Origin of the sequence: Rhodococcus ruber, assembly GCF_027270735.1 — a bacterium.
GTDB classification, from domain to species: Bacteria; Actinomycetota; Actinomycetes; order Mycobacteriales; family Mycobacteriaceae; genus Rhodococcoides; species Rhodococcoides rubrum_A.
This window is the reverse complement of the sequence record NZ_JAPWIJ010000005.1, coordinates 301,773-315,724: the sequence shown is the minus strand read 5'-3', so window position 1 is coordinate 315,724 and position 13,952 is coordinate 301,773. Positions and strand designations below refer to the sequence as shown.

The following is a 13,952-nucleotide window of genomic DNA, read 5'->3' as shown; positions in this document are numbered from 1 at the left end:
TCACGTAGCGTAAGTGCGAACTCGGCGGAGCTCTCGATGGCAGCAATTGGCAAACGCTCGTAGCGTGGAGAAGTGACCTCTACCAAACCTGGCATCTCCACTCTCGGCGAACTCAAGGCATCCGGACATCGGCAGCGGTCGATCAAGGAAGAGTTGCGGGAGAATCTTCTGAAGGCATTGCGTGACGGCGACGATCCGTGGCCGGGGATCGTCGGATTCGGCTCCACGGTGTTGCCGCAATTCGAGCGTGCGATTCTGGCCGGTCACGACGTGGTTCTGCTCGGCGAGCGCGGGCAGGGCAAGACGCGCCTGCTGCGTACCCTGAATCTGCTGCTCGACGAGTGGGTCCCGGTGATCGTCGGAGCCGAACTCGGGGAGCACCCGTACGAGCCGATCACGCCGGCCAGTATTCGTAGAGCCGGAGAACTCGGCGACGACCTGCCCATCGAGTGGCGGCACCGCAGCGAGCGATACGCGGAGAAGCTCGCGACCCCGGATACGTCGGTGGCCGATCTCGTCGGTGACGTCGATCCGGTGAAGGTGGCCGAGGGCCGCAGCCTCGGCGACCCGGAAACCATTCACTTCGGGCTCGTTCCGCGTAGCCATCGCGGCATCGTGGCGATCAACGAGCTTCCGGACCTCGCCGAGCGTATCCAGGTCTCGCTGCTCAACGTCATGGAAGAGCGCGACATCCAGGTTCGCGGCTACACGCTGCGTCTGCCGCTCGACGTCATGTTGGTGGCGAGCGCGAACCCTGAGGACTACACCAATCGCGGACGCATCATCACCCCGCTCAAGGACCGCTTCGGTGCCGAGATCAGGACGCACTACCCCCTTGAGCTGGACGACGAAGTAGCCGTCATCGATCAGGAAGCGGATCTTCAGGCCGCCGTCCCGACCTACCTGCTCGAGGTGCTCGCTCGATTCACCCGACTGCTGCGTGAGTCGCCCTCGGTGGACCAGCGCTCCGGCGTGTCCGCTCGATTCGCGATCGCAGCTGCCGAAACCATCGCTGCCGCAGCCGTTCACCGAGCCGCAATTCTCGGCGAGGCCGAGCCCGTGGCCCGGCCGGTCGATCTCGGCACCATCATCGAGGTGCTGCGCGGCAAGGTCGAGTTCGAGTCGGGTGAAGAAGGCCGTGAAATCGAGGTGCTCGAACACATGCTGCGCCGCGCGACCGCAGATACCGTCCGGGCACATCTCGGCGGCATCAACCTGGCCGCGCTGGTGACAGCAGTCGAGACCGGCGAGCCGATCGTCACCGGCGACCGAATCACCGCCAAGGCGTTGCTCGACGAGCTACCCGACGTCGAGGTCATCGGCGACATTCACGAGCGACTGAACGCTACCTCGGACGGCGAGAAGGCAGCCGCGGTCGAACTCGCACTCGAAGGCCTCTACCTCGCGCGCCGGATCTCGAAGGACCCGGACGACGACGGTCAGACGGTGTACAGCTGATGCGTCGTTCCAGATACGGGCGGTATCACGACGGGCCGGATCCCCTTGCGCCACCGGTGGATCTGCGCGAAGCGCTCGACGCCATCGGTGAGGACGTGCTCGAGGGGGCGTCGCCGCGTCGGGCATTGCAGGAGATGCTGCGGCGCGGGACGAAGAACATGCGCGGGCTCGACGACCTCGCCGCGCAGGCCGCCAAACGGCGTCGAGACCTGTTGAAGAAGAACAATCTCGACGGAACGCTGCAGGAAGTGCGAGAGCTGCTGGACAAGGCCGTGCTCGAGGAACGCAAGGCACTTGCGCGTGCCCTCGACGACGACGCCCGGTTCCAGGAGATGCAGATCGGCGATCTCTCACCGTCCACTGCTCAGGCGGTGCAAGAGCTTTCGGACTACGACTGGCGTTCGTCGGAGGGGCGCGAGAACTACGAAAAGATCAAGGACCTGCTCGGACGCGAAATGCTCGATCAGCGTTTTGCGGGCATGAAGCAGGCTCTCGAAGGCGCCACCGACGAGGACCGTCAGGCCATCAGCGAAATGCTGAAGGACCTCAACGAATTGCTCGACGCCCACAACAAGGGCGAGGACACCGACGAGCAGTTCGACGAGTTCATGAACAAGCACGGTCAGCACTTCCCGGAGAACCCGAAGAACGTCGACGAGTTGTTGGATTCGCTCGCGCAGCGGGCCGCGGCGGCGCAGCGGCTGCGTAACTCTCTGACCCCCGAGCAGCGGGCCGAGTTGGATGCATTGGCGCAGCAGGCATTCGGTGACTCGAACCTGTTGAACCAGCTCGATCAACTCGACCAGAACTTGCAACAGGCACGACCAGGTGAGGACTGGGACGGCTCGCAGAACTTCCGCGGCGAGAACGGAATGGGGCTGGGTGACGGTACCGGTGCGCTCCAGGACATCGCAGATCTCGAGAACCTGGGAAATCAGCTCTCGCAGCAGTACAACGGTGCCGCACTCGACGACATCGATGCCGATGCTCTGCTGAAGCAACTCGGGCCCGAGGCTGCGGCCGACGCGCGGATGCTCTCGGAACTCGAAAAGGCGCTGCAGCAGCAGGGTTTCATGGACAAGGGTGCCGACGGGCAATGGCGTTTGTCCCCCAAGGCGATGCGTCAGCTTGGGCAGTCGGCGCTGAAGGATGTCGCGGGAAAGCTGTCTCGACGCGGCGGCGAGCGGGACACTCGCAAGGCCGGTGCGATGGGCGAGCCCACGGGAGCGTCACGCGCGTGGGAGTTCGGCGACACCGAACCGTGGGACGTGACTCGCACGGTGAACAATGCGGTACTGCGTTCAGCGGCAACAGGATCGGGCTTCCCGGTGCAGCTGCAGGTGACCGATGTGGAGATCAGCGAGACGGAGACTCGAACGCAGGCTGCGGTTGCATTGTTGGTCGATACGTCGTTCTCGATGGTGATGGACGGCCGCTGGGTGCCGATGAAGCGCACCGCCCTGGCTCTCAATCATCTGGTCAGCACTCGATTCCGCGGGGACGATCTGCAGCTGATCGGATTCGGCAGGCACGCACAGACACTGACGGCGTCGGAGTTGGCGGGGTTGGACGGTGCCTACGATCAAGGCACCAATCTGCACCACGCACTGATGCTGGCAGTACGTCATCTGCGGCGTCATCCGAACGCACAGCCGGTGGTGTTGATCGTCACGGACGGTGAGCCGACCGCGCATCTCGAGCCGGACGGTCATGCGTATTTCGACTACCCGCCGTCGTCGAAGACGCTGGGATTGACGGTGCGCGAGCTCGATACCGTCGCGAAACTCGGTGCGCAGGTGACGATCTTCCGGCTCGGCGACGATCCCGGCCTGGCCAGGGTTGTCGACAAGATGGCCGAGCGAGTAGGCGGGCGAGTCATCGCGCCGGACCTGGACGGGCTGGGTGCGGCGGTGGTGAGCGACTACCTGAAGCGTCGGCGGTCCTAGTTACTTCTCTGCTGCCTTGATGTCCACCGAGACTCCGCCCCAGAACGCGAAGCCGGTGATGATGACGCGAGGTGCACCGGGGTGGGCAGCGCTGACGTGCTCGAAACCGCCCATGATGCCCATGCCACGTACTTCGACGCTCACGCCGGGCGGCACGGTGACCTCGATGCCGCCCATGATGGCCACGCAGTTGATGGTGGTGTCCGCTGCGGAGAACGAGGCCCGTCGCAGGTCGAGTTCGATGCCGCCCCAGAAGGCGAACGCGTCGATTCGCGACGCGGCGGTCCACTCTCCTTTGCGCACAGCACCACTCATGATGGCGATCACGCGGTCGTTCGAGGAGCCACCCGACGGTGCAGACGCGGGAGGCGGAGACAGGGCCAGATCGCCGGTCAGCAGATCGAGCTCGCCGTAGGTTTTGGCCTGGTACACCGCGGCTGTGCGTTCGTCGTACTCGCTCACGGTGAGCTGGCCGTTCGCGAACGCATCGCTGAGCAACTGCGCGACGAGGTTCCTGTCTGCGTCGGCGGCCCGTACTCGGCTTCGATCTCGGTCGGGGAGTTGATCGCTCACCGCTCGGACCCTACCTGCGTAGCGGTCAGGCCGCATTCAGGATGGTGCGACTACCGAGAGGCGATGCCAATGTCATCTGCATGGTGGCGTAGACGGCAACCATGATGCAGGACTTGTCCGCAGCGTCGGGCCTGGTGCCGGTACGTAACTCGACGGTGACCGTCGAGTCGGTCTCGGTCACCGTGGCGTCGGCCCCGTAGCACTCCGGAGTTCCGGTCACGAAGTGCACGGCGATGGTGTTGGGGGAAACCTGGCTCCACGACTCGAAGGGAGTGGTGGTGGCACGGATCAGGTCAGGAGTCGGCTCGAACATCGTGCCGACGTCGCCGACGGGTACCTCGTGCGGAACCGGAGGAGCGCTGGGCTGCTGGATGTGGCCGACGGGTGTGGTGGAACCGACCGTGGGCGTTGTGTCCTCGTCGCCACCGGTGGCCGTACTGCAGCCCGCCAGCAGCAGGCACAACATGACACCTGCAGCGAGAAACCTCATGCATCCAAACTAGCGCCGGGAGCTGAGGAGAACCTTTGTGTTCGGCTCACGCGAGAAACACCGTCACGAGTGCGATGACGGGGATCGATACGAGCGTGGTCACGAACGCAGTGTCACGGGCGAGTACCACTCCGCGCTGGTAGCGGCTGGCGAAGACGAACACGTTCTGCGCGGTGGGCAGCGCCGAAACGACGACGATGGCGAACAGGTCGTGACCGCCCAGACCGAAGACGAACCGGGCCATGAGGTAGCCGAGCAGTGGCTGCAGCGCCATTTTGAACACCGTCGCCAGGGCGACGTCCCGCCGGGGACTGATGCCCTTCTGCAGTACTCGGGCACCGTAGAGAGACAGACCGAAGGCGAGCAATGCGCCGGGTACGGACGCATTTCCGACGAGTTGGAACGGCTGCATCAACGCCTCGGGCAGCTCGAATCCCGTGATCGACAGAACGAGCCCCGCGGCTCCGGCCAGCACGATCGGGTTTCGGAACGGCGTCGTGACGGTCTTGAACAGTGAGACCTCGTCGATCTTGGTGGAGATGTCGAGGATGGTCACGGCGATCGGCGTGTAGATCATGATCTGGAACAGCAGCAGGGGAGCGACGAAGTTGGCGTCACCCAGTACGAACACGGCGATCGGGATGCCCAGGTTCGCGGCGTTGACGTACGAACTTGCCAGAGCGCCGACGGTCGCGTCGGGCACGGCTCGTTTCAACGCGAGTTTCGCTATGACGAAGTAGATGGCTCCGACGAGCAGTGCTGTGGAGCCGGCGACGGCCAACACCGGCGAGAGGATGACCGACAGGTCCGAGTTCGCCAATGTGACGAACAGCAGTGACGGCGTCGCGACGAAGAACACGAGACGACTGAGGACGAATTGGCCGTGCTCACCGAGCACTTTCAGATGGGCGAGCAGGTAACCCAGTGCGATGACGACGAAGATGACGGTGAAGCCTTCGAGAACGCCGGACATCTACGAACTGCTCATCTCTTGCTAGGAACGACAGAAAGGCCACGTAGCCGATGGCTACGTGGCCTTTCTCGAAAGCTTGTTCAGCGGCTGGTGAACGGCAGCAAGGCCATTTCACGAGCGTTCTTCACTGCGACAGCGACCTGGCGCTGCTGCTGCGGGGTGAGCCCGGTGACCCGACGGCTGCGGATCTTGCCGCGGTCGGAAATGAACTGACGAAGAAGGTTGATGTCCTTGTAGTCCACCGTGGTGACCTTGGCGGCATTCAACGGGTTCTTCTTCGGTCGACGACCCGCCTCTGCGCGGACCTTCTTCGACGGTGCTCTCTTGACTGCCATCTCTACCTTTTCCCTTACCAGCTCGACTTGTGGACGCCTGGCAGCTCCCCACGGTGTGCCATCTCGCGCATTTTCACGCGGGACAGCCCGAATTTCCGTAGGTAACCGCGCGGACGTCCATCCGCAGCGTCACGATTGCGCAATCGTACCGGACTCGAATCCCGTGGCAGACGCTGCAGTGCTGCTTGGGCCTGTGCACGCTCGGAATCGCTGCTCGAGGGCTTGCGAATGGTCTCCTTGAGCTCTGCGCGACGCGTTGCCCAGCGAGCGACGATGACCTTGCGTTGCTCGTTCTTCTCGATCTTGGACTTCTTCGCCATGGCTAACGCTCTTCTCGGAAATCGACGTGCTTGCGGACGACCGGGTCGTATTTCTTCATCACCAGTCGGTCGGGGTCGTTGCGACGGTTCTTGCGGGTGACGTAGGTGTAGCCGGTACCCGCAGTCGATTTGAGTTTGACGATCGGCCGAACGTCGGTGCTCTTGCCCATCAGATCTTCTCCCCACGTGCGCGGATCTTGGCCACCACGGCATCGATCCCGTCGCGGTCGATGGTCTTGATGCCCTTGGCGGAGAGGGTGAGGGTGACGCGTCGGCCGAGGCTCGGCGCGTAGTACGTCTTGCGCTGAATATTGGGGTCCCACCTGCGGCTGGTGCGCACGTGGGAGTGCGAGACGGACTTTCCGAAGCCGGGGGTACGGCCGGTGACTTGGCAGTGCGCTGACATGAGCAGACCCTTCTCATCGTTATGACAATCGTTTTCGACAAAGCGCTGTCACGAATGTAGCGTGACTTCTCACGTAATGAAAATCGTTGTCGAGAAGAAGGGTGCTCGTGAACAACTCATTGGACGATCGAACCCCGATGGTCCTCGTCTCCGGCTGGACCGGAGCCATGGACGCCGTGGTGGCGTCACTGCTCGCGCCCGGGACCGTCGCAGTCCGCCACGATCTGAGCCGAGTCACCGAGGGAGTGGTGCGGCGCACGCTCTGCGTACTGGGCGAGCCTCCCCGCGAGACCATCCTGGAACTGGCGCACGGCTGCGTGTCCTGCACGCTTCGCGAGGACCTGCTGCCGCTGCTGCGCGCACTGTCGACGCGCAGCAGTGTCGATCGCATCGTGCTCGCGATGGACCCCGCACTCGAACCCGAGGCGCTGTGCTGGGCCGTCGAGAACGTCGTCGTGGCCGGCATCGTCGGGCAGATCGACGGCCCGGCATCGCGGGATGTGCGAATCGATGCCGTGATCGGCTGCCTCGACGCCGCAACCTGGTTGGCCGACGCCACCGGCGACGACGCCTTGGCCGATCGAGGCGTCGTCGCCAGTGGTGACGACGATCGAACCGTCGCTCAGTTGGTGGTGGGGCAGGTCGATTACTCCGACGCACTTGTCGTCACCGCAGGGCCCGAGGTCGACGCGTGGGAACGTGCTCGGCTTGCCGCTGTCCTTGCGCGGTTGGCACCGAACGCACCCGTCGTCTGGGTGGCCCAGGACGCCATGGTCGACGCCCCGGCACTTCTGGCGTCTGTGCCCCCCGACGCCCGGCGCGGTGAGATCACCGATGCCCACTCGCCGCTGTTGCGCGGTCAGCCCCCGTTGACCGTCGACTGCGGCGTCGCGCTCGTCGAGTTCACCGCAACCCGGCCGTTCCATCCGGAGCGATTGCACGAGGCCATCGACGTGTTGCTCGACGGTGTCGTCACTGCCCGCGGACGAGCCTGGGTTGCCACGCAGCCCGACGAGGCGCTGTGGATCGAATCGGCCGGCGGCGGATTACGGGTGGCGAGTGCCGGAAAGTGGCTTGTCGCAATGACTCCGGTGGAACAGGACCGCATCGATACCACCCGACGAGCGATGGCCGCGTTGCGGTGGGACGAGCAGTTCGGTGATCGAGACACCTCATTGGTGATTCTGGTCCATCAGGCCGACCCCACCGAGATCGACCGCACTCTGCAGTGGGCGTTGGTCTCCGACGACGAGATGATCGACCCCACTGTGTGGTCCACCTGGACCGACCCGTTCGGCCAGTGGCACGAAGACCCCTGCGACAGCAGTGAATCCCCGTACGCAGAACAATCACGAGAGGCAACAGAATGAAACCAGGCATCCATCCCGACTACCACCCGGTGGTGTTCCAGGACTCGAGTACCGGAAACAAATTCCTCACCCGATCGACCGTCACGTCGGTTCGCGAGACCGAGTGGGAAGACGGCAACACCTACCCGCTGGTCGTCGTCGACGTCTCGTCCGAATCGCACCCTTTCTGGACCGGAGCCGCGCGCGTGATGGACACCCAGGGACGCGTCGAGAAGTTCGAGAAGCGTTACGGCCGCCGAAGCCGAAAGGACGTCTGAGTCATGGCTGTTCCGAAGCGAAAGATGTCGCGCTCGAACACGCGGAGCCGTCGCGCCCAGTGGAAAGCCGTCGCGCCGGATCTGGTGACGGTGCGCGTGGGTGGCCAGGAGTTTCGAGTGCCACGCAGACTGATCAAAGCAGTGCAGACCGGGGTGTACGACCCGAGCTGACCTCCCACGGGTCTATCTTGACGATCATGAACGATGGACCCAGTTCGCGAGATGTGAAGCGATGGCGGCAATACCTCGCCGACGAGCGGGCCGAGGCCGCCGTCTATCGCGATCTGGCAGGCCGACGCACCGGCGAGGAGCGAGAGATACTGCTCGAACTCGCCGATGCGGAAGGCCGCCACGAGCAGCATTGGCGAAATCTGCTGGGTGAGCGGGTCGGCATGCCGCTCAAGGGCGACATCCGTACTCGAATCCTCGGTGTCCTGGCGCGTCGCTTCGGTTCGGTATTCGTACTCGCATTGGCGCAGCGAGCCGAGACCCGCTCGCCCTACGCCACCGACGCCGATGCAACGGAGGCAATGACGGCCGACGAGCAGATCCACGCCGAGGTCATCAGAGCGCTCGCGGCGCGCGGGCGCAATCGGCTGTCCGGCACGTTCAGGGCTGCAGTGTTCGGTGCCAACGACGGGCTGGTGAGCAACCTCGCCCTGGTGTTGGGTATCAGCGGATCCGGAGTGTCCAATCACATCGTCCTGGTCACCGGCCTGGCCGGATTGCTCGCCGGTGCGCTGTCGATGGGTGCGGGCGAATACGTCTCCGTCCGTTCGCAACGCGAGTTGCTCGAGGCGTCGTCCCCGGACAGCGCGGCGCGTGATGCCGTCCAGCATCTGGATGTCGACGTCAACGAGCTGGCGCTGGTGTATCGAGCCAGGGGAATGACACACGAGGAGGCCGACGCGAAAGCGTCGGAAGTGTTGCGGCTGTTGCCCACCGACGACGAGATGGCACCCGACGTGGACGAGCACGAGTCCATCGGAACCGGCCTCGGTGCCGCCGGGGCCAGCTTCTGCTTCTTCGCCTCCGGTGCTGTCATCCCGGTGTTGCCGTACCTCTTCGGTCTCGAAGGCTTCGTTGCCCTCATCGTTGCGGCAGTCCTCGTCGGAATCGCTTTGATCTGCACCGGACTGGTGGTGGGACTGCTCAGCGGTGGACCGCCCGTCAAACGTGCTCTGCGACAACTGGCTATCGGCTACGGCGCGGCCGGGGCGACATATCTGCTGGGACTCGCATTCGGTGGGGGAGTGTAGGGGCCGGCGTCTTGGGCAGGCTTGCACACTATTGGGACCCATCGACGGGATCCCGTCTGAGTACGGCACTTTTGTGCATTCAGTCCCGTTCCCCTGCATCCCTGGGCGGTCTGCTTTCGCGTTGCTGACGGACATCAGTCTTCGGTGCCGTCCAGAACCCTTGCAGCTGACGGAAAGTAGTTTTCAGACAGTCCCCACACACGCCAGTACCCATCCGGGCACTTCTCGACGGTCAGGACCTGTACCCGGGTGAGCGGCACGGTACCGAACGCGCGCATTGGGTGGCCGGAATCGGGCATGAATTTGATGTAGGCAATGGAATCAGGCGCGTCTGTGCATGTTTCGACGTACTGCATGATCGACCACCCTCGAAGCGTGTCGACGATTGCTCGGTAGTCCCCCCAATCTTGTGGATTCGAGCTGAGGCTTTGGAGGACTGCCATGTAGTCGTCGATGTTGAGCAGGGCCCGCCACCACAGAAACGCTGCGCCGAGGGGAGTTGCGGGGGTCGGATTCCCATCAGGGAAGAACGCCAGCATGGCGTCCTCGCCCGACACTATTTCCAGTGGAAGTGGTGCGTCAGGGTCGATGTGCGCAGCTTCTGCCCGCGCAGCCTCGGCGGCGAACATCGGGACCGTCTTGGCCAAGGAGCTGTAGAACTCGTTGACCGAGAATGTCGGTCGAGTGTAGGCATCCCGTTGCTCGACGAGACAGCGCAGAGTGCGGGCGGGATCGAGATCGAGTTGATCCTGGAGAAAGTCGTCGGGGTGAATGGCTTCGATGTCATAGCGGAGCAGAGCATCCGGACGGAAGTCTGTGAGATTCGCGGTGACGATCAGCGCAGCTCCTCCCCGCACGGCTGCTGCCAGCACATGGCGATCTTTGGGGTGGTTCGTCATCGTCGGTATCAGATCGCGGTAACCGTCTACCGCGGAAACAGGAAAATTCTCACGCATCTGGCCGACGCGTCGGCTCGCTTGAGCCGGAGTCTTGGCGAACTTGGCGACGAGGTTGCGTTCGACCTCATTGAGAATGTCGTCGGACCACAGAGGCTCGTACATATCACTCTCAGCCAGGCGGAGGAAGAGGTCACACAACTGGTACGGCAGTAGAACACACGCGTCCAATACGACTCGGAACGACATATCGGTCCGCCCGATCAGCGGGTGGCAGTAAAGCCGTTGACTGATCTGTACGAGTCGTCCTCGGCTGCCTCGGCGACCATTGCATCGAGCCCTCTGCGTCGTGTCTCCGCCAGCATCCGCTGATAGGTGAGAACGTCTTCGAGGAGGATGCGGCGGTGTCGGCTGGGCTTGGTGTACGGAATTTTTTCGGTCTCGAGTAGGTGAACGAGCGTGGGGCGGGAGATTCCCAACAGTTCAGCGGCGTCCTGAGTCGTGAGGACAGTACTGCTGCCAGCGATAGTCACCGCCTGATGATCGATCATGGCGGCCAAGGATTTGCGAAGAACGTCGCGGACGCTGTCCGGGAGGACATGACGCGTGCCATTCTCATCGTCCGTCAGAACGACATTCTGGCTCGTCTCGAGCAACTCGACCAGCTCGCGGAGTGTGGCCACAGCGTCTGCTCCGGTCGGTGGCATTACGGTCTGCTCGGCAAGGATCGTCATACTTCAGTGTAAATCGAAAATTTCGAAAGTGTAAGTCCTTACGGACCACGGCGAACGGAGTCCTGGCGACGGCCGACGGGATTGTCCGCGTTCGTCCCGTTGTGCATCGGTGTTCCCCGTCTGTTCACCTGAAGTGCTCCGTTCTGTTCAGCGCCGGAGGGGGCTCCACCGTCACGATCGATGCATGACGCTCAATCCCGCAGGCGAGACTGTCGCGACCGGAATCCCGGGCACGCTCGCCGAGAACATGACCATGGCAGAGCAGCACGATTGGCATCGGTCGTTCCTGCGGCGGCACCCGGTCAGTCGACGCAACTTCCTGGTGGGAGCGGCGGCTACGGCCGCCGCGGTAGGCGTCGGGAACTCGGTCTTCGCTCGCACTGCCTACGCGCAGGACGCGCCGCTTGCCGTGGCCGGGCGGCACATGGGATTCGGAAACGACCCGGCGACGCAGCTGCGGTTCTCCGCTCAACTCTCGCGCAATCCCGGGATCACCGGAGTCTTTCTCGACCACGGCCCCACGCCGGCACTGGGCGCGACGACGTCCGCCGAGGTGCGCAACCTGATCAGCCAAGTTCCGCAGACCGACGGCGGCATTCTGTCGGCCGAGCAGTACTACGTGCACGTGCCCGTCGACAATCTGACGCCCAAGCTGCCGCATTACTACCGTTGGCGTACCGCGGACGGCTTCGTCAGCGACATCAGGAGCGCGTCCCCGGCGCTGCCGACCGGTCGTATTGCTCCGTTCCGGTTCACGATGATGGGCGATCAGGGCGTCGACGAAACACCCTCGCAGCCGGCGGGTCTGGTGGCCGGCGACTACGACGACCAGTACTACAAGGCCGACAACGAACCGTCGGTCAAGCACGCGCGCAACATCAATCGACAGATCGAGGCGTCGCGTCCGGACTTCCACATTCTCGCCGGCGATATCGCGTACGCGGATCCTTCGGGTGCCGGTCTGCCGCCGCAGTTCGCGAAGCACGGCCAGACGCCGCCGAAGGGGTTCGACAAGTTCAACCCCTTCGTCTGGGACGGCTACTTTCAGGCGATCGAGGCCAGTGCTTCCACTGCTCCGTGGTTGTTTGCCACCGGCAATCACGACATGGAGGCGCTGTACAGCCCCAACGGATACGGTGGCCACGCGGCGCGACTCGATCAGCCGACCACCGGGCCCAAGGGATGCCCCTCGGCCTACTCGTTCGTCTACGGCAACACCGCCGTTCTCTCGCTCGACGCGAACGACGTCAGCTATGAGATCAAGGCCAATACCGGGTACAGCGGGGGAGCCCAGAACACCTGGGTGGAGCAGACTCTCGCACAATACCGTGCCGATCCGAACATCGACTTCATCGTCTGCTTCTTCCATCACTGCGCGTACTCGACGACGTCCACCCACGCGAGCGACGGAGGCGTGCGTGACGCCTGGGTGTCACTGTTCGACAAGTACGAGGTGGATGTGGTGCTCCAGGCCCACAATCATGTCTTCGAGCGCACCGATCCCATCCGCGGAAATCGCGCGACGCGAGTCGCTGGGGACAACGCGACCGTCAGTGGAAAGACCGACGGCACCGTGTATTACACCGTGGGCGGTGGCGGCCGTCCCCGATACACATTCCAGGACGGCGAGGGCGTCAGCTACCGAGGCAACGAGTTACCCGACACGGCAGTTCCGAACAGCTACGTGTGGGCACCCGACGGTACCAAGTCGGCCGAGTCCATCACCTGGTCTCGGGTGCGATTCCTCAACTACTCGTTCGTCAGAGTCGATGTGGTGCCGGGCATTCCGGGCATCAAGGCCAGCACGATGGCCATCGGTGCCATCGACGAATACGGCAACGAGTTCGACAGGTTGACCTTCACTCGCGACATCCCGATCGGTCCGAGGTTCGGCTCCTCCTAGTGCGAAGCGCACTACAACCACTTCTGGCGTTTGAACACCACGTACAGCGCGCTGGAACAGATCACCATGGCGATCAGCGCGAGTGGGTAGCCGAACTGCCATTTCAACTCGGGCATGTCGTCGAAGTTCATGCCGTAAATCGCGGCGATGAGCGAGGGCGCGAAAAGGATTGCACCCCAAGATGAGATGCGCTTGACCTGTTCGTTCTGTTCCAGGCTGACCTGGGTCATGTTGCGCATTTCTTCGTTCTGCTGTTGAGCCACCATGGTGGAGTGCACGGTCATCGCGTTCTGCAGATTGGACCGGAACGCCTCGATGCGGTCCGAGATGCGGATCGCGTGGTCCAGCACATCGCGAAGATTGCGCTGCAATTCGACGTCGACGTGATACTTGTCCGATCCACGCTTGAGTGATTCGATCATCTCGACCAGAGGCTTTGCCGCGCGGTCGAATTCGGATACCTCACGCAGCAGTGAATAGATTCGGCGCGACACACTCGGATCGCCGGTGAACAGTTGATCCTCGATCTCGTCGATGTCGGTTTGCAAGCCCTTCATGACGGGAACGTATTCGTCGACGACTTGGTCGAGGATGCCGTACAGGATCGCTTCGGGCCCCAGTCCGAGCAGTTCGGGGGATTCCTCGAGCCGGTGCCGCACCTTCCCCAGTTCGGGTGATTCGGCGTGGCGAATGGTGACCACAAAATCTACGCCGAGAAAAATGTGCAATTCGCCGAATTCGACCTTTTCGGTCTCGTCGATATATCTGGCTGGGCGCAGTACGACGAAGAGCTGCTCGGCATACCGTTCGAGCTTCGGCCGTTGATGGGCCGCAATGGCGTCCTCGACGGCCAGTCGGTGCAGCCCGAATTCGTTTGCCACAGCGTTGATTTCGCTGAGCTCGGGTCGGTAGAGGCCAATCCATGCCATTCCGTGGCGATCTCGCATGCACTCGAAAGTGATATCGAGGCTTTCGGGATTCGCGGTTCGCTTCCCCTCCACGTAGACGGCGTTGTCGACGATCGGCACTTCG

General features: G+C 63.2%; 17 protein-coding genes. 7 read left to right on the top strand and 10 right to left on the bottom strand.

Annotated features, from left to right (window positions below):
• Positions 1–72: 72 nt before the first annotated feature.
• Positions 73–1,458 carry an ATP-binding protein gene (locus O4220_RS13940; protein WP_269605102.1) on the top strand — a complete coding sequence of 462 codons (1,386 nt, stop codon included), beginning with the start codon at positions 73–75 and terminating at the stop codon, positions 1,456–1,458.
• A complete protein-coding gene (locus O4220_RS13935) occupies positions 1,458–3,404 on the top strand; it encodes a vWA domain-containing protein (protein WP_269605100.1) in 1,947 nt (648 codons plus the stop codon). Before O4220_RS13940 ends, O4220_RS13935 begins: the two co-directional genes overlap by 1 nt.
• Here O4220_RS13935 and O4220_RS13930 read toward each other — a convergent pair whose 3' ends face one another.
• The 7 genes from O4220_RS13930 to rpmB form a co-directional block, all read right to left on the bottom strand.
• The gene (locus O4220_RS13930) at positions 3,405–3,977 is read right to left on the bottom strand and encodes a DUF1707 SHOCT-like domain-containing protein (RefSeq protein ID WP_269605098.1); all 573 of its coding nucleotides are present in this window, start codon (positions 3,975–3,977) and stop codon (positions 3,405–3,407) included.
• Positions 3,978–4,002: 25 nt separating this feature from the next.
• Positions 4,003–4,467 carry a hypothetical protein gene (locus O4220_RS13925; RefSeq protein WP_269605096.1) on the bottom strand — a complete coding sequence of 155 codons (465 nt, stop codon included), beginning with the start codon at positions 4,465–4,467 and terminating at the stop codon, positions 4,003–4,005.
• A 46-nt stretch (positions 4,468–4,513) separates the two neighbouring features.
• Positions 4,514–5,440 (bottom strand): AEC family transporter, encoded by a 927-nt coding sequence (locus tag O4220_RS13920; RefSeq protein ID WP_269605093.1) that lies wholly within the window; start codon positions 5,438–5,440, stop codon positions 4,514–4,516.
• An 80-nt stretch (positions 5,441–5,520) separates the two neighbouring features.
• Positions 5,521–5,775: a 30S ribosomal protein S18 gene (rpsR, locus tag O4220_RS13915; protein WP_008719028.1), complete on the bottom strand. Its 255-nt coding sequence runs from the start codon at positions 5,773–5,775 to the stop codon at positions 5,521–5,523.
• 14 nt (positions 5,776–5,789) lie between these two features.
• Positions 5,790–6,095: a 30S ribosomal protein S14 gene (rpsN, locus tag O4220_RS13910; protein WP_032377315.1), complete on the bottom strand. Its 306-nt coding sequence runs from the start codon at positions 6,093–6,095 to the stop codon at positions 5,790–5,792.
• A 2-nt stretch (positions 6,096–6,097) separates the two neighbouring features.
• Entirely contained in the window at positions 6,098–6,268 is a 171-nt protein-coding gene (rpmG, locus tag O4220_RS13905; RefSeq protein WP_170944568.1) for a 50S ribosomal protein L33, read from the bottom strand.
• A complete protein-coding gene (gene rpmB, locus O4220_RS13900; RefSeq protein ID WP_032404320.1) occupies positions 6,265–6,501 on the bottom strand; it encodes a 50S ribosomal protein L28 in 237 nt (78 codons plus the stop codon). The genes rpmG and rpmB overlap by 4 nt, the downstream gene beginning before the upstream one ends.
• 119 nt (positions 6,502–6,620) lie before the next feature.
• Between rpmB and mrf the strand changes: the two genes are divergently transcribed.
• From mrf to O4220_RS13880, 4 genes are read left to right on the top strand one after another with little or no spacing between them, the layout of a single operon-like run.
• On the top strand, positions 6,621–7,871 hold the full coding sequence (gene mrf / locus O4220_RS13895; RefSeq protein WP_269605413.1) for a ribosome hibernation factor-recruiting GTPase MRF: 1,251 nt from the start codon (positions 6,621–6,623) through the stop codon (positions 7,869–7,871).
• The gene (locus O4220_RS13890) at positions 7,868–8,128 is read left to right on the top strand and encodes a type B 50S ribosomal protein L31 (protein WP_269605089.1); all 261 of its coding nucleotides are present in this window, start codon (positions 7,868–7,870) and stop codon (positions 8,126–8,128) included. The genes mrf and O4220_RS13890 overlap by 4 nt, the downstream gene beginning before the upstream one ends.
• A gap of 3 nt (positions 8,129–8,131) precedes the next feature.
• Positions 8,132–8,299 (top strand): 50S ribosomal protein L32, encoded by a 168-nt coding sequence (gene rpmF / locus O4220_RS13885; protein ID WP_269605087.1) that lies wholly within the window; start codon positions 8,132–8,134, stop codon positions 8,297–8,299.
• A gap of 26 nt (positions 8,300–8,325) precedes the next feature.
• Positions 8,326–9,387 carry a VIT1/CCC1 transporter family protein gene (locus O4220_RS13880; RefSeq protein ID WP_269605085.1) on the top strand — a complete coding sequence of 354 codons (1,062 nt, stop codon included), beginning with the start codon at positions 8,326–8,328 and terminating at the stop codon, positions 9,385–9,387.
• Positions 9,388–9,521: 134 nt separating this feature from the next.
• On the opposite strand, the gene O4220_RS13875 is transcribed toward O4220_RS13880, so the two are convergent.
• Positions 9,522–10,532 (bottom strand): PIN domain-containing protein, encoded by a 1,011-nt coding sequence (locus O4220_RS13875; protein ID WP_269605083.1) that lies wholly within the window; start codon positions 10,530–10,532, stop codon positions 9,522–9,524.
• A 14-nt stretch (positions 10,533–10,546) separates the two neighbouring features.
• A complete protein-coding gene (locus O4220_RS13870; protein ID WP_269605081.1) occupies positions 10,547–11,017 on the bottom strand; it encodes a helix-turn-helix domain-containing protein in 471 nt (156 codons plus the stop codon).
• 184 nt (positions 11,018–11,201) lie between these two features.
• On the opposite strand from O4220_RS13870, the gene O4220_RS13865 reads away from it, so the two are divergent.
• Positions 11,202–12,920 carry a metallophosphoesterase family protein gene (locus O4220_RS13865; RefSeq protein ID WP_269605079.1) on the top strand — a complete coding sequence of 573 codons (1,719 nt, stop codon included), beginning with the start codon at positions 11,202–11,204 and terminating at the stop codon, positions 12,918–12,920.
• A gap of 11 nt (positions 12,921–12,931) precedes the next feature.
• On the opposite strand, the gene corA is transcribed toward O4220_RS13865, so the two are convergent.
• A complete protein-coding gene (gene corA, locus O4220_RS13860; RefSeq protein WP_269605077.1) occupies positions 12,932–13,948 on the bottom strand; it encodes a magnesium/cobalt transporter CorA in 1,017 nt (338 codons plus the stop codon).
• Positions 13,949–13,952 lie beyond the last annotated feature (4 nt).